Origin of the sequence: Falsirhodobacter deserti (genome assembly GCF_004015795.1) — a bacterium.
Taxonomy (GTDB): domain Bacteria; phylum Pseudomonadota; class Alphaproteobacteria; order Rhodobacterales; family Rhodobacteraceae; genus Falsirhodobacter; species Falsirhodobacter deserti.
Genome location: NZ_ML137218.1, coordinates 284,013 through 297,537, shown reverse-complemented (window position 1 = coordinate 297,537; position 13,525 = coordinate 284,013). Strand labels below are relative to the sequence as shown.

Sequence of the window (13,525 nt, the reverse complement as noted above, 5' to 3'; positions counted from 1 at the left end):
GGTATCTGTTTGAGGAACTCTATTTTGGCAGCGAACCGATGGCCAGCCAAGCCCGCGCAATCGCAGCAAAATTAGGTATAAATATTCCTGCAGACGACCCGAGGTTGCAGGCCTTTATACAGAACGAAAGCCAGAATTCTAGTTCGATAAGGCCCTACATCCCAAACTTTAACCAAGCTGAAGAACTGCTGCGCAGCATTTGCGCGAGCTGACTCGATCCTTTGTTCGTCTTAGGTGTTCAGTCCCGGCATCTGGTGGATCGGATTTAGCAGGCCGCTGAAGAAGTCGCCGGGGCGGAACGGTTTTCTTCGGATGGGCCCGGCTGCATCGAGCTTCCGGCCTATCGGGGCGAAGGGTGTGCGCGGCTGATACCGCTTTTGGCTTCATGCGGTCAGCAATCGGGGCAGCCGTGCAAGGTTGTTGGCCGCCATCGTCAAAACGAAGCGGGAGCGCACTCGTTCGACGCCGCGATAAACAGTCTGAGCCATGCCGCCGACCGTCTTGGCCCACCCGAACGCCTCCTCGATCCGCTTCCGATGCTTGAGGGACAGGGCATAACCCTTGTGCCGGGTGGTTCGCCTATCAATCGCTGAACAACGCGATTTCTGCGCGACATGCGGTGTCACGCAGGCCTGTCGCAGATCAGCGACAAACGTGGCGGCGTCATATCCCTTGTCCGCCCCAAGGGTCAGCCTGCGGGTCGATCCGGGAGAGTGGCGATGCACCATGTCGAGCGCGGCACGCCGTTCGGCTCGGCCGTCCGCTTCGGTCAGATCGCCCTGCACGATCAGGCCCGAGCGGTTCTCCATCAGAGCATGGCCGATGAAGCACAGTATCGCCCCGGTGCCGGGCGATTTCTTGTAGAGGCGGGCGTCCGGATCGGTGGTCGAGGCATGGGTGGCGTTCGAACGCTTCTCGCCCCGGAAGTTGATCTCAGCGTTGCGGTGCTGGCGGGTGGGGCGGGGCATCGCGTCTGTCCCTGTCTGGACCTGTTCAGGTTGGTCGGCGGCGGTCGTGGCTGGTGAAGGCGGGTCGCTCGGTCCCTCGTCATCAGGCCGGGAGATGTCCGGCTTGAGCTGGAAGCTCTTCATCGAGGCCCAGGCCTTGACCAGCGTGCCGTCAACCGAAAAATGTTCGTCCGACAGAAGCGGCGCGACCTCCCGGTGCGCCAGGATCGCGGCCATCACCTTGCGCGACATCTCGGTCGTCAGCAGCCGGTCGCGGTTCTTCGTGAACACCGTCGGAACCCAGATCTGGTCGTCGATGCCGAGCCCCACGAACCACCGGAACAGCAGGTTATACTGCATCTGCTCCATCAGCTGCCGTTCAGAGCGGACCGAGAACAGGATCTGGAGCAGGCAGGCCCTGATCAGCCGCTCCGGTGCGATCGAGGGGCGACCGAAATCGGTATAGAGCGCTGCGAACTCGGCATCCAGGCTGGCCAGCGCCTCGTTCACCACCTGCCTGATCTTGCGCAGCGGATGCCGTGCCGGAATGCGCGCATCGAGATCAACATAGCTGAACAGCGACCCGCTCGTGTCGTCAGTGCCGCGCATCATCACCCCCGCCTTGGTCCCCCGACGGTGAATCATGTTCCTCGGAGAAGGCCAAGGATCGACTTCTTCAGCGGCCTGTTAGGATGAATCTGTCTGGCTCAGATGTCCAGATCTTGCAGATGTATTCGTAGGGCGTGAGGCCGCCGAGGGTCTTGAGCCTGCGCGCGAAGTTGTAGGCCGCCATGAAGTCAGCGAGGTGGGAGCGGAGCTGGTCGTGGTCATCGTAATGGAAGCGTTTGACGGTCGCGTCCTTGATCGTGCGGTTCATCCGCTCGACCTGACCATTCGTCCAAGGATGGTTTGGCTTTGTGAGGCGGTGTTCGATCCCGTTGGCCTCGCAGATCATGTCGAAGCGCATGGGCCTGGAATAGATTGTATTGCGGTTCCGAGGTTGCTCGGCGAACTGAATGCCGTTGTCGGTTAGAATGGTGTGAACCTGATAGGGCACGGCCTCGAGCATATGCTGCAGAAATTCCCATGCTGTCTTCCTGTCCGCCTTCTCGACCAACTGGGTCACGGCGAACTTGCTTGTGCGGTCAATGCCGACGAACAGAAATAGCTTGCCTTCAGCGGTCTGAACTTCGGCAATGTCGATGTGAAAGAAGCCGATGGGGTAGCGCTTGAACTTCTGGCGCTTTGGCTTGTCCCCCTCCACGTCAGGCAGTCGAGATATGCCGTGACGCTGCAGACAGCGATGCAGCGCCGAGCGTGTCAGGTGTGGGATGGAGGGCTGAAGGGCATAGAGGCAATCGTCCAGCGGCAACAGCGTGTGCCGCCGGAAAGCGATGATGGCTGCCTCCTCAGCCTCCGTCAGTATCGTCGAACGCGGCTCCTTTGGCCCGGTTTTGAGATCCTCGACCGTCTGGCGCTTTCGCCACTTAGCGACTGTCTTCGGATTGATCCCCAGTTCTCTGCTCAGCTGCGCGAGCGAAGCTTGCGATCGCTGTATTGCTGCTCGGACAGCGTGCGTGGTCGTGGCGCTGCCGTGACGAATTTGTCCCATAGAGCATCCTTCCATTCCAAAGAAAGGATCGCACCATCAAACCGTGGGATCAAACACCTAAGGCCCACGATCCAGCTTTAATATGGATCGTGAAAGGAAAATCACCGATCCATCCGGAACCCCTGCATGCCACCGGACGCCGCCAAGTTTTCACACGGTCTGGTTCGGTTTTGAACAGGGGCACCCGCCATCAATTGTACCTCCCGAACGCAAAGTCTGCCCAAGCCTGCATCATGATACGACGCTGATCTAACTGGTCGGTGCGATGGTAGGCAGCTTCGGTCGCATTGACGATCGTGTGGGCTAGGGCGCGCTCCGCTACGTCACGAGGATAGCTATTTTCAGAGGCCCAATCGCGGAAGGTGGATCGAAACCGTGTGCGGTGGCAGGACGCCCAGGCACGTCACTTGGGAACTGTTGCAGGCGAAGAACTTTGGTGAGGGTCATGTCACTCATCTGGGACGTCCCGCGCGCGGTGAAAATCCACTTGCCGCCAAGCCGAATCTTCGCCAACGCAGACAGAAGCTCGACCGCCTGCCGCGAGAGTGGCACACGATGCTGACGTCCGGCCTTCATGCGCTCGGCCGGGACGGTCCATGTGGCAGTCTTGAAGTCGATTTCGTCCCATGTTGCGCCCCGCACTTCGCCCGAGCGCGCGGCCGTGAGGATCAGGAACAGAAGCGCCTGACTGCTTATCGAAAGCCGTGCATCTGCCGTCAGGTTCGACACCAAGGCCGGTAGGGCGCGCCAAGGCGCCGCCGGGTGGTGCTGAACGCGATCTGCCGTCCCTCTCTGCTTGGGCAACAGTGCCAGCACCGCGGAGAGAGGGTTGTGGTCGCAATGCCTGTGCGCCACGCACCACATCATGACCCGCTCGCAGCGCTGCTTGACCCGACTCGCAGTTTCTTCCTTCTCAAGCCAGATCGGCTTTAGAACCTGCGCGAAATCCCCGACCGACAGGCCATCCACCTGCCGCATGCCAAGTTTCGGGAAGACATAAAATTCCAGCGACGAAATCCATTGGTCGCGATGCTTGGCATTTCGGTAACCTGGCGCTAGCGTTTCGAAGACGGCCCGCGCGGCCTCTTCAAAATTTGGAACCCGATGCACCTGTTCGTCTTTGGCAGCACGCCGCTCGTCGATAGGGTCAAGCCCCTTGGCGATCTGTGCGCGCGCCTCTGCGGCCAAACCGCGAGCATCCGCGAGCCCTAGTTCAGGGAATGTGCCGAGCCCCATGTCGCGCCGCTTGCCCGAGACCGGCGACTTGAACCGCAGGAGAAATTTGCCCGTTCCAACCTCCTTGCCCGGGCTCAGATACAGTCCCGTCACACCGCCCACCGCGACCATGCTGTCGCCGGCTTTGAGGCGCTTCGCCTGAATGTTCGTCAGCATGATCTGGGTCCCTGCTCTTGCCTTAACCCCACAGTCAGCCCCACACAACCGACGATATTGCACGATGCTACTTGATATAGGTTGCCTTCTTTGCCTACATTTATTTAGTCCGGTCTGAACAACTCGGAACGCATTGATTTCGTGAGAGGAACGGGCGGTTTTATTGGCCTTGTTCCGCAAGGTTTCGTATTCTGCAGGCCAGAACCCCGCAATTTCCGGTCGCCGATGAAGCCCCGTTCCCGTGCCCCCGAACAGGATGACCTGCTGCGTCCCAGGCTGGTGGACATGATCGATCCACGCCATGAGCTGGTGAAGCTCGAGGCCCTGATTGACTGGGAGTTCTTCGAGCGGGAATGGGCCGGGTTCTTCCCCTCGGCGACAGGGCGTCCGGCGACATCGCCGCGCCTGATCGCCGGGCTGATGTATTTGCAGCACGCGTTCAATCTGTCAGACGAGGCGGTGGTCGCGCGGTGGGTCGAGAACCCGTATTACCAGCACTTCACCGGCGAGACCTTCTTTCAGCACCGCCCGCCGATCGATCCATCGTCGCTGGTGCGCTGGCGCAAGCGGATCGGTGAGGAAGGCGTGGAGTGGCTGCTGACCAAGACCATCGAGGCGGGGAGATCCTCGGGGGCGGTCACCGACAAGGCCCTGAAGCAGGTGGCGGTCGATACCACAGTCATGGAAAAGAACATCGCCCATCCGACGGACGCCCGGCTCTATGAGCGCGCCCGCACCCTTCTGGTCGGCCTGGCGAAGAAGGCCGGGATCGATCTGCGCCAGAGCTATGCCCGTTTGGCGCCGCGGCTCGCGATCCAGGTCGGCCGTTACGCCCATGCCCGCCAGTTCAAGCGCATGCGCAAGGCGCTGCGCCAGCTCAAGGGCTATGTCGGCCGGGTGCGCCGCGACCTGCGTCGGCACCTGCAGGAGATCCCGCAAGGTTCCCTGCGCGGACGGGTTCTGGACGCCCTCTGGCGGGTCGGCTCCCTTCTGGAACAGGGGCCGAAGAGCCGCAACAAGATCTATTCCCTGCACGAGCCCGAGGTCGACTGCATCTCAAAGGGCAAGGCGCGGGTGCGATACGAGTTCGGCACCAAGGTCAGCCTCGCCACCACCCTCGAAGGTGGCTTCGTCGTCGGCGCCCGCAGCTTTCCGGGCAACCCCTATGACGGCCACTCCCTGGCGCCGGCGCTGGAGCAGATCGAGATCCTGACCGACACGAGGCCCAGCCTCGCCGTCGTGGACCGTGGCTATCGCGGCCACGGCGTCGAGACGACCCGCGTCCTGATCAGCGGACAACGGCGGGGCATCACCCCGGCACTGGCGAAACTCCTCAAACGGCGAAGCGCCATCGAACCGGAGATCGGGCACATGAAAGCGGATGGGCGCTTGGCCAGATGTCCCCTGAAGGGCAGGACCGGCGATGCGCTCTTTGCCGTCCTCTGCGCCTGCGGCCATAACATCCGCAAGATCCTCGCCCATCTCAGGGCTCTTTACGTCTTCCTCATTCGATTCATCCTGAAAATCATCGCAGTCGATGACCGGCAACTTCGGATGCCAGTCGCAGCATGACGGCGTTGTTCAGACCGGACTATTTACTTATTCGCAATACGATAAGCAACAAATCAGTGCCAAATGACTTCGCTTGAGACAAGTTTAGGTCGGACTTCGTCTCCGCCACATTTCCTGCTGATGTGAAGAATGATCCGCCCGAGGCGCCGCCTGAACGCCCACGGCCAATAGTGCCTAATGGGCCTTCCGCCAATCCCACGGCATCTGGAATGTCCCCGACCAGATCCCCAGCTTGTCCCGCTTTGCCGCATCCTCGTTCGCGCCATAGATGGCCCCGCCATATTGACGGTAGGCCACGGCCCAGCCATTCCGGACCATCCATGTGTTGACGCTTGTGCCGCCTGCCTCGCAGGTTGCGACGGTGCGGCCATAGCGGTCGGTGTCCCTCTTCTCGCACTCTAGCTGCTGGTTGCCGATCATCCTTGCCAAGGCAGCGGTTGCTTCCTTGCCGCATGCCCATTCCCGCGCACCGCGCCTGCAGGTCTGCGCACTTTCGGGTGCATCGATGCCGTAAAGCCGGATGCGGCTGCCGTTCAAATCCAGCGTATCGCCGTCGATGATGCGGGCTCCGCCTGCCATGGTTTCGGCCGGGACGGTGTCGCCTTGCAGAAGGCGTTCGGCCATGTCGAAGAAGGTCCGGCGCCTCTGCGGATCGTCGCTGCCGTAGACAAAGCCGGCCAGGACAAGAGCGATAGCGAAAAGCCAGACCTTCGGGCCGGGGATGCGGGATGTTCTTTTGCGACGTGCCATGGCGGGCAAATGCATCGAACAGCCTACGAAGGCAAGTCATCGCCCGCTTCCCGCAGGTTTGTCCGTGCGCCGGTGCCCACCAGATCTGCAGGGCACGCCCCGACTCCTTCCCTCGCCGCTCGCCGTTGTGAAGGTTCATCGTATCATGGAGAGAAACGCCGGAATTCTTCTACAAGGCGGGCGCATGTTTATTGTGCGTTCTTATCGTTCTGGAGGAAGCGGGTCTTGGATGACGGCACCCTGCAGCCGGAGGATGAGCGAACTGGAGGCGATGCTTCCGGCAAGGCTCATCTGAGCCGCTCCGAACGCCCGCTTCGATGCGGGGGTTCCTTCATCGCCCCCTCCCGGTGCTGAAAAAGATGGGCAAAGCGGGATCCCGCATTATGTGCCCCGACAAAAGCCATGGGATCACAGATGATAACATTCACGGGACTACTCTTCGGAGTGATCGGCCTGGCCCTGACAATCCTCGGGGCTTGGCTTGCACTTGTCGGCGGCAGCGTCGCCTATCTCATCCTTGGCCTGGCGGTGCTGGTGACCGCCTGGCTGGTCTTCCGTCGCCGCGCAGCGGCGCTGACACTATTCGCCGTGACCATCCTGGCATGGCTGGCATGGTCGGTCTGGGAAGTCGGGTTCGACTGGTGGCAACTGATGCCGCGGGGCGGCCTGGTCGTGCTGATGGGCCTCTGGCTGTGGCTGCCGTTCGTCCGCAACCGCCTTGTTTCGGTTGATGCGATCACGAAGCGGCCCGAGGGGCGCCACCGCACCCCCGGCCTGCCGATCGCGCTGGCAGTGCTGGTTGCCATCGTGGTTGCGGTTTATTCGATGTTCCAGGATCCCACGGACATCTCCGGCTCGCTCCCGACGGAACGTATCGCGGCTGATCCCGCCACCGGGAACGAGATTCCGGATGGCGACTGGCACCAGTACGGCCGCACCAATTACGGCCAGCGCTGGTCCCCTCTGGAGGCGATCACCACCGAGAATGTCGGCGACCTGGAAGAGGTCTGGCGGTATCAGACCGGCGACGTGAAACGCCCCGACGACGTGAACGAGACGACCTATCAGGTAACCCCCCTCAAGGTCGGCGACCGTCTCTTCATCTGCACGCCGCATAACCTTGCGATCGCGCTTGATGCCGCCTCGGGCGAGGAAATCTGGCGCTTTGATGCGAATTCCGGCATGAACCCGGACCGCCAGCACCAGACCTGCCGCGGCGTGACGTATTGGGACATGGCAAACATGCCCGAACAGCCCGAGCCGACGCCCGCGGCCGCCCCGGCGGAAACTACGGCGCCGGCGGATGGCACTGCCCCGGCTGAAGGCGAGACGACGGAACAGGCCCCCGCACCGGCACCTGCCCCTGCGCAAGCCGCTGCACCGGAAGCCTGCCCGACCCGCGTTTACATGCCCACCGCCGATGCGCGCCTGATCGCGCTGAACGCCGAAACGGGCGAGCTTTGCGAAAGCTTCGCCGATGGCGGCACGCTGCATCTGGAAGCGGGAATGCCCTACAACCCGGCGGGCTATTACTATTCGACCTCGCCGCCGGTGGCCGTGGACGGGCTGATCATCATCGGCGGCGCGGTGAACGATAACTTCTCGATCTACTCGCAGTCGGGGGTGATCCGTGCCTTCGACATCGCGACGGGCGAACTGGTGTGGAACTGGGACAGCGGCAACCCCGAGGAAACCGCGCCCATCGATATCGCCGGCGGCGAAACCTATACCGCAAACAGCCCCAACAGCTGGTCCGTCTTCTCGGTCGATGAAGAACGCGGGCTGGTTTATATTCCGCTGGGCAACCAGGTGCCGGACCAGCTTGGCATGGGCCGCTCCGAAGCGGTGGAGGAGCATTCTTCCTCCATCGTGGCGCTGGATGTGGAAACCGGCGAACGCGCATGGGTGTTCCAGACGGTCCACCACGACCTGTGGGACATGGACGTACCCGCGCAGCCGGTTCTGGTTGATCTGACGATCGATGGCGAGACGGTTCCCGCGCTGGTGGGGCCGACGAAACAGGGCGACATCTATGTGCTGAACCGCGAATCGGGCGAACCGATCCTTCCCGTCACGGAAGTGCCTGCCCCCGGCGGCGCAATTCCCGAGGATTTCACAGCACCCACCCAGCCCGTCTCGGCGCTGAGCTTCGAGCCGCCGCCCCTGCGCGAGGCCGATATGTGGGGCATGTCGATCTTCGATCAGCTGATGTGCCGTATCGACTTCAACCGCCTGAACTATGAAGGCCGCTACACGCCGCCGTCGCTGGAAGGCACCATCGTCTATCCCGGCAACTTCGGCGTGTTCAACTGGGGCTCCATCGCGGTGGATCCGGAACGTCAGGTGATGTTCGGCATGCCGACCTATCTTGCCTTCACCTCGCGCCTCGTACCGCGTTCGGAGATCCCGCCGGCTGAAGAAGGCGCGACGGCCAGCGAACAGGGCCTGAACCGCAACGAAGGTGCGCCTTATGGCGTGGTCATGGGCCCGTTGCTTGGTGCGCTTGGCGTGCCCTGCCAGGCGCCACCATGGGGTTACGTTGCAGGTGCGAACCTGACCAACGGCAATATCGCATGGAAGCACAAGAACGGCACCGTCCGCGACATGACCCCCCTGCCCCTGCCGATCGAGCTGGGCGTGCCGGGCATCGGTGGCCCGATCATCACGCGCGGCGGCGTCGCATTCCTTGGCGCAGCTGTCGATAACTATCTGCGCGCCTATGATCTGACCACGGGCGAAGAACTGTGGAAGGCACGCCTTCCCGCCGGCGGCCAGTCGACCCCGATGACCTATGAGGTGGACGGACGGCAATATGTGGTGATGGTTGCAGGCGGCCACGGCTCTATCGGAACAGATCCGGGCGATTATGTGATCGCGTATTCGCTTCCATGAACCCTGGAACGGGCGGCCCCGGCCGCCCGTTCTTCCGGTGCCGGAAGACAGGCGCCAGAAACAAGGCGGGCCGCATCTGCGGCCCGCCTTGTTATTTGCAAGCTTCAGGTATCAGCCGATCCAGGCAAGCGCCACGCCGGCCAGCACAGCCACAACGGCGACAAGGCAGACATAGGCAACGCTCATCCGTTCGGGGCATTCCCCTTCGGGATGGGTATCGGGGCGGTCGGTCAGGCGGGTCGTCATTGTCGCTTCTCCCGTTTCAGCCTTGGCCAAGGCACAACATCCGTCGCAGCTTTGGCCATCATGGCACACAGTTCTTCACAATGCGTCAACACCAAGGTCCTCGATCACCATCTGGCGGGCGCGATTGACGCGGCTTTTCACCGTCCCGATGGCACAGTCGCAGATCTCTGCTGCAGTTTCGTAACTTTCCCCCAGCATCACGACGAGGATCAGCATTTCGCGGTAATGCGAAGGAAGCCGGTCCACTGCCGCCATCAACTCCTTGCCGCGAACATACCATTCCTGCGTGGCGGGGCTGGTCGGGGTGGAGGAGACACAATCCTCTCCCGCCGGGGCCTCGCGGGTTTTCACCTTCACGCTGGTGAAGAAGGTGTTGCGCATGATGGTAAAAAGCCACGCCCGCAAACGGCTGCCCTCTTCGAACTTGTCGATGTTGCCAAGGGCCTTTACGAGTGTATCCTGCACGAGGTCGTCGGCATCGGCGGCGTTCTTGCACAAGGACCGGGCATAGGCGCGCAACGCCGGAATCAGCTCCAGCACATCGGGAACGATTTTCCCTGCGGCTTGCTGATCCATGTGATGACGCCCCTGCTTCGGTGTGATGCAGGTTAAACGTGACCTGCGCGCTTTGGTTCCGCTGCGGGACGGGGCGTCAAGCGGCGAAAGCGGGGACAGGATGCAAGCGCAGGATATGCCAGCGACCGATCTGGATGACGAGCTTCAGCGGCTGGCAGCCGACCTGGTGGGCGCCTTGGCGCGCGAACCCGTTCCACCCGCCATCCTTGATCTTGCCGAACGGCTTCAAGCGGCACTGGATGCGCGAAAAGCCCGCACAGGCGATCACGAATCGGATTGACTCTTATACCGCACTTATCCCCAAGAGATTCGCGTTATCCAGTCGAATGCGGATTCACACGCGACTCCGGCAGGCCTAGAATGATTCGCATCAAGGTATCGTTATGGTCTGAAGGGGGGCATTCATGTCCGTGTCCGACAATTTCATCATGGACAACGAGCTGCACCCCATCGACGCGGTCGAGGTTTATGCAGCCGACAACGACTGGGACTTCGACCGGCTGACCGATGACCGGATCGTGCTGACGGTGACCGGCCAGTGGCGGATCTATTCGCTTACGCTGGCATGGTCGGCGCGGGATGAAACGCTGCGGCTGATCTGTTCGTTCGAGATGGCACCGCCCGCAGGCCGTATGCCCGCGCTTTACGACCTGCTGAACAGGGTCAATGACAGCGTGTGGTCGGGCGCCTTCACCTATTGGACGGAACAGCGGATGATGGTCTGGCGCTATGGCCTTGCGCTTTCGGGGGGGCAGGTCGTCGGGCCGGAACAGATCGCCCACCTGATGCACAGCGCCGTCACCGCGGCCGAACGGTTCTATCCGGCGTTCCAGCTTGTCGCCTGGGGGGATGCAGAGCCGCAGAAGGCGCTTCAGGTCGCCATTGCAGAGGCGTACGGGCGCGCCTAACCTGCTGTATTCAAATAGGGGGATGCGATGAACTTGGATGATGTGGCCCGCCGCGGGCTGGTGCTTCTTGGCTGTGGAAAGATGGGTTCGGCCATGCTGGCGGGCTGGCTGGATGGCGGGCTGCCGCCTTCCTCGGTTCACGTGCTGACGCCCAACCCGTCAAATTGGCTGAAAAGCACCGGCGTGAACATCAACGGGGATCTGCCTGCACACCCTGCCATCGCCCTTCTGGCCGTGAAGCCGCAGAAGATGGATGAGGCGCTGCCCCGTCTTGCAGCCCTGGGCGGCGGCAAGACGCTGTTCCTGTCCGTGGCCGCGGGGCTCACGCTGGCGAAATACGAAGCGATGCTGGGCCACGGCACGCCCGTGGTGCGGGCGATGCCGAACACGCCTTCGGCCGTCGGCCGCGGCATCACGGCGGTTGTCGCAAACCCGCAGGTAACCGAGGGCGATCTGCAACTGGCCGAAGCCCTGCTGTCTGCGGTGGGGGAAACCGTCCGGCTGGAGGGTGAAGACCAGATGGATGCCGTTTCGGCGATATCCGGTTGCGGCCCCGCCTATGTCTTCCACCTGATCGAAGCCTTGGCCGCCGCTGGCGAAGCCGAAGGCCTTCCCGCCGATCTGGCCATGCGCCTTGCCCGCGCCACCGTGACCGGGGCCGGCGAACTGGCACATCGTGCGCCCGAAACTGCGTCCCAGCTTCGCACCAACGTGACCTCTCCCGGCGGGTTGACGGCGGCCGGGCTGGCCGTGCTGATGGACAAGGAAAACGGCCTGCCGCCCCTGATGCGCCGGACCGTGGCCGCCGCCGCCGCCCGCGGGCGGGAGCTGGGCGCATGATCAGCTGGGATGATTTCGCAAAGGTGGACATCCGCGCAGGGCGCATCACTCGCGCGGAACCCTTCCCCGAGGCGCGCAAGCCTGCCATCCGCCTTTGGGTCGACTTCGGACCCGAGCTGGGAGAAAAGCGATCCTCGGCCCAACTGACGGCGCATTACACCCCTGAAGGGCTGGTGGGCCGGCAGGTTCTTGCGGTCGTGAACTTTCCGCCGCGGCAGATCGGTCCGGTCATGTCGGAGGTTCTGGTTCTGGGGCTGCCGGACGCTGCGGGCGATGTCGTGCTGGTGCAGCCTGACAAGGACGTGCCCGATGGGGTCCGCCTGTTCTGACGGGCCTTGCGCGGCGCTAGCTCAACTGCCCGGCGGCAGCCGCGTCACGCATTTCCTGCAGATCGGCGATGGCGCTTTCCAGCGCCTCCCGCTGGCGGATCAACTCGTCCAGCTTGCGTTCGGCGATGGCGACGATGCCGCGCCGTTGCGCTTCGTTCCCTTCGGTTTGCGACAGGATGAGCCACTGGCGGATTTCTTCCAGCGAAAAGCCGAAGCGCTTGCCGCGCAGGATGACCTGCATCCGCTGCACCTCCTCCGGGCCATAGAACCGCGTCCGGCCTTCCTTGTGGGGCTGCAACAACTCGATATATTCGTAATAGCGCAGGGTTCGCGGCGTTACCGCGAACTTGGCGCACATCTCCTTGAAGCTGAGCATGTCATCCGTCATCCGGGCCTCCTTGCGCAGTGGAGATAGCGCGGCGCATGGGCAGAGCAATCCGGCTTGCGCAAGCCGCCTGGAATACGCAAGATCACGCCATGGATCACGTTGAACGCGCCCGCCGGTTTGTTGCCGTCATTCCCCACTGCGCCGCCCTTGGCATCACCGTCGAGGCGATCGGCGATGGATGGGCCACGCTGGCACTGCCCTATGATCCGCGGCTGATCGGCGATCCCGATACCGGCGTGATCGCAGGGGGCGCGGTGTCGGTCCTGATGGATTCGGCATCCGGCGCGGCTGTCATGTCGCATCCCGAAGCCAATGGCCTGACGGCAACGATCGACCTGCGCATCGATTACATGCGCAGCGCCACCCCGGGCCAGCGCCTGATCGCACGGGCCGATTGCCACCATGTGACCCAGCATGTCGCCTTTGTGCGCGCCGTCACCCATGACGAGGATACAGATCGTCCCGTCGCAACCGCCACCGGAACCTTCACCATCATCCGCGAGGCAAGATGATCGAAACCGTCCAGCAGGTTAAGGAACGCCGCGACACCGCGCTGGCCGTACTGGTCGCGCGCCTGCCCTATGTCGGGTTTCTGGGCATGCGCTTTGACCGGCGGGGGGACGAACTGACGGCAATCCTGCCCTTTCGCGATATGCTGATCGGCGTTCCCGCCCCGCCGGCACTGCATGGCGGGCTGACTGCGGCCTTTCTGGAAACGGCGGCGCTGGTCGAACTTGCCTGGTCCTCCACATGGACAAGGATGGAGGCGGGGGAACCTTCCGTCGCGCTTCCGCGCACCATCAACATGACTGTGGACTATCTTCGCCCCGGATTGCCCCGCGATGCCTATGCCCGCGCCCGGGTGGTCCGCTTCGGCCGACGCTATGCCAGCGTGCATGTGGAGGCGTGGCAGGACAACCGCAGCCGCCTGTTTGCACAGGCGATGGGGCACTTCCTGATGCCCGAAGGCGTGTGATTCACCCTTCCCTTCAAGGCGATTTGGCACTATAGCGCCAAGCTTCGACCCCATGCACCCTTGGAGGATGGGGCGATCATCTGTTTTAGGAGAATAC

The 13,525-nt window shown here is 62.6% G+C and carries 16 protein-coding genes; 9 read left to right on the top strand and 7 right to left on the bottom strand.

Features of this window, described 5'->3' with window-relative positions:
* On the top strand, nucleotides 1-212 hold a 212-nt coding region (locus JX25_RS14925; RefSeq protein WP_206611507.1), incomplete at its 5' end, for a hypothetical protein.
* A gap of 171 nt (nucleotides 213-383) precedes the next feature.
* On the opposite strand, the gene JX25_RS01535 is transcribed toward JX25_RS14925, so the two are convergent.
* From JX25_RS01535 to JX25_RS01520, 3 genes are all read right to left on the bottom strand, one after another.
* Nucleotides 384-1,556: an IS5 family transposase gene (locus JX25_RS01535; protein WP_128255138.1), complete on the bottom strand. Its 1,173-nt coding sequence runs from the start codon at nucleotides 1,554-1,556 to the stop codon at nucleotides 384-386.
* A gap of 67 nt (nucleotides 1,557-1,623) precedes the next feature.
* A complete protein-coding gene (locus tag JX25_RS01530) occupies nucleotides 1,624-2,559 on the bottom strand; it encodes an IS481 family transposase (protein ID WP_128253368.1) in 936 nt (311 codons plus the stop codon).
* Nucleotides 2,560-2,877: 318 nt separating this feature from the next.
* Nucleotides 2,878-3,951 carry a tyrosine-type recombinase/integrase gene (locus tag JX25_RS01520; protein ID WP_206611506.1) on the bottom strand — a complete coding sequence of 358 codons (1,074 nt, stop codon included), beginning with the start codon at nucleotides 3,949-3,951 and terminating at the stop codon, nucleotides 2,878-2,880.
* A gap of 225 nt (nucleotides 3,952-4,176) precedes the next feature.
* On the opposite strand from JX25_RS01520, the gene JX25_RS01515 reads away from it, so the two are divergent.
* Nucleotides 4,177-5,523 carry an IS5 family transposase gene (locus JX25_RS01515; RefSeq protein ID WP_128253367.1) on the top strand — a complete coding sequence of 449 codons (1,347 nt, stop codon included), beginning with the start codon at nucleotides 4,177-4,179 and terminating at the stop codon, nucleotides 5,521-5,523.
* A 174-nt stretch (nucleotides 5,524-5,697) separates the two neighbouring features.
* Here the strand turns inward: JX25_RS01515 and JX25_RS01510 are convergent, their stop codons facing one another.
* Nucleotides 5,698-6,273, bottom strand: coding sequence for a thermonuclease family protein (locus JX25_RS01510; RefSeq protein ID WP_164876030.1), 576 nt, complete (start codon nucleotides 6,271-6,273; stop codon nucleotides 5,698-5,700).
* Nucleotides 6,274-6,687: 414 nt separating this feature from the next.
* Between JX25_RS01510 and JX25_RS01505 the strand changes: the two genes are divergently transcribed.
* A complete protein-coding gene (locus JX25_RS01505; protein ID WP_128253365.1) occupies nucleotides 6,688-9,165 on the top strand; it encodes a glucose/quinate/shikimate family membrane-bound PQQ-dependent dehydrogenase in 2,478 nt (825 codons plus the stop codon).
* 111 nt (nucleotides 9,166-9,276) lie between these two features.
* On the opposite strand, the gene JX25_RS15225 is transcribed toward JX25_RS01505, so the two are convergent.
* The gene (locus JX25_RS15225; protein ID WP_277750063.1) at nucleotides 9,277-9,411 is read right to left on the bottom strand and encodes a hypothetical protein; all 135 of its coding nucleotides are present in this window, start codon (nucleotides 9,409-9,411) and stop codon (nucleotides 9,277-9,279) included.
* Nucleotides 9,412-9,486: 75 nt separating this feature from the next.
* Nucleotides 9,487-9,987 carry a sigma-70 family RNA polymerase sigma factor gene (locus JX25_RS01500; RefSeq protein WP_128253364.1) on the bottom strand — a complete coding sequence of 167 codons (501 nt, stop codon included), beginning with the start codon at nucleotides 9,985-9,987 and terminating at the stop codon, nucleotides 9,487-9,489.
* A 100-nt stretch (nucleotides 9,988-10,087) separates the two neighbouring features.
* On the opposite strand from JX25_RS01500, the gene JX25_RS01495 reads away from it, so the two are divergent.
* The 4 genes from JX25_RS01495 (at nucleotide 10,088) to JX25_RS01480 (ending at nucleotide 12,064) form a co-directional block, all read left to right on the top strand.
* The gene (locus JX25_RS01495; protein ID WP_128253363.1) at nucleotides 10,088-10,267 is read left to right on the top strand and encodes a hypothetical protein; all 180 of its coding nucleotides are present in this window, start codon (nucleotides 10,088-10,090) and stop codon (nucleotides 10,265-10,267) included.
* Nucleotides 10,268-10,391: 124 nt separating this feature from the next.
* Nucleotides 10,392-10,895 (top strand): type III secretion system chaperone family protein, encoded by a 504-nt coding sequence (locus JX25_RS01490; RefSeq protein ID WP_128253362.1) that lies wholly within the window; start codon nucleotides 10,392-10,394, stop codon nucleotides 10,893-10,895.
* A gap of 27 nt (nucleotides 10,896-10,922) precedes the next feature.
* A complete protein-coding gene (gene proC / locus JX25_RS01485; RefSeq protein ID WP_128253361.1) occupies nucleotides 10,923-11,735 on the top strand; it encodes a pyrroline-5-carboxylate reductase in 813 nt (270 codons plus the stop codon).
* A complete protein-coding gene (locus JX25_RS01480) occupies nucleotides 11,732-12,064 on the top strand; it encodes a tRNA-binding protein (RefSeq protein WP_128253360.1) in 333 nt (110 codons plus the stop codon). The genes proC and JX25_RS01480 overlap by 4 nt, the downstream gene beginning before the upstream one ends.
* 16 nt (nucleotides 12,065-12,080) lie before the next feature.
* Here JX25_RS01480 and JX25_RS01475 read toward each other — a convergent pair whose 3' ends face one another.
* Complete coding sequence (locus JX25_RS01475) at nucleotides 12,081-12,452, bottom strand: MerR family DNA-binding protein (protein ID WP_128253359.1); 372 nt, start codon at nucleotides 12,450-12,452, stop codon at nucleotides 12,081-12,083.
* Nucleotides 12,453-12,541: 89 nt separating this feature from the next.
* Here JX25_RS01475 and JX25_RS01470 point away from each other — a divergent pair, with 89 nt between their 5' ends.
* Nucleotides 12,542-12,964, top strand: a complete 423-nt coding sequence (locus JX25_RS01470; protein WP_128253358.1) for a PaaI family thioesterase — start codon at nucleotides 12,542-12,544, stop codon at nucleotides 12,962-12,964.
* Complete coding sequence (locus tag JX25_RS01465; RefSeq protein WP_128253357.1) at nucleotides 12,961-13,428, top strand: PaaI family thioesterase; 468 nt, start codon at nucleotides 12,961-12,963, stop codon at nucleotides 13,426-13,428. The genes JX25_RS01470 and JX25_RS01465 overlap by 4 nt, the downstream gene beginning before the upstream one ends.
* The last annotated feature ends 97 nt before the right edge of the window (nucleotides 13,429-13,525 follow it).

Coding starts and splice junctions, on each gene's coding strand:
- JX25_RS01500 (WP_128253364.1), bottom strand. CDS start 9,987: ATGGATCAGCAAGCCGCAGGGAAAATCGTTCCCGATGTGCTGGAGCTG.
- JX25_RS01510 (WP_164876030.1), bottom strand. CDS start 6,273: ATGGCACGTCGCAAAAGAACATCCCGCATCCCCGGCCCGAAGGTCTGG.
- JX25_RS15225 (WP_277750063.1), bottom strand. CDS start 9,411: ATGACGACCCGCCTGACCGACCGCCCCGATACCCATCCCGAAGGGGAA.
- JX25_RS01515 (WP_128253367.1), top strand. CDS start 4,177: ATGAAGCCCCGTTCCCGTGCCCCCGAACAGGATGACCTGCTGCGTCCC.
- JX25_RS01495 (WP_128253363.1), top strand. CDS start 10,088: ATGCAAGCGCAGGATATGCCAGCGACCGATCTGGATGACGAGCTTCAG.
- JX25_RS01470 (WP_128253358.1), top strand. CDS start 12,542: ATGGATCACGTTGAACGCGCCCGCCGGTTTGTTGCCGTCATTCCCCAC.
- JX25_RS01465 (WP_128253357.1), top strand. CDS start 12,961: ATGATCGAAACCGTCCAGCAGGTTAAGGAACGCCGCGACACCGCGCTG.
- JX25_RS01520 (WP_206611506.1), bottom strand. CDS start 3,951: ATGCTGACGAACATTCAGGCGAAGCGCCTCAAAGCCGGCGACAGCATG.
- proC (WP_128253361.1), top strand. CDS start 10,923: ATGAACTTGGATGATGTGGCCCGCCGCGGGCTGGTGCTTCTTGGCTGT.
- JX25_RS01480 (WP_128253360.1), top strand. CDS start 11,732: ATGATCAGCTGGGATGATTTCGCAAAGGTGGACATCCGCGCAGGGCGC.
- JX25_RS01505 (WP_128253365.1), top strand. CDS start 6,688: ATGATAACATTCACGGGACTACTCTTCGGAGTGATCGGCCTGGCCCTG.
- JX25_RS01490 (WP_128253362.1), top strand. CDS start 10,392: ATGTCCGTGTCCGACAATTTCATCATGGACAACGAGCTGCACCCCATC.
- JX25_RS01535 (WP_128255138.1), bottom strand. CDS start 1,556: ATGCGCGGCACTGACGACACGAGCGGGTCGCTGTTCAGCTATGTTGAT.
- JX25_RS01530 (WP_128253368.1), bottom strand. CDS start 2,559: ATGGGACAAATTCGTCACGGCAGCGCCACGACCACGCACGCTGTCCGA.
- JX25_RS01475 (WP_128253359.1), bottom strand. CDS start 12,452: ATGACGGATGACATGCTCAGCTTCAAGGAGATGTGCGCCAAGTTCGCG.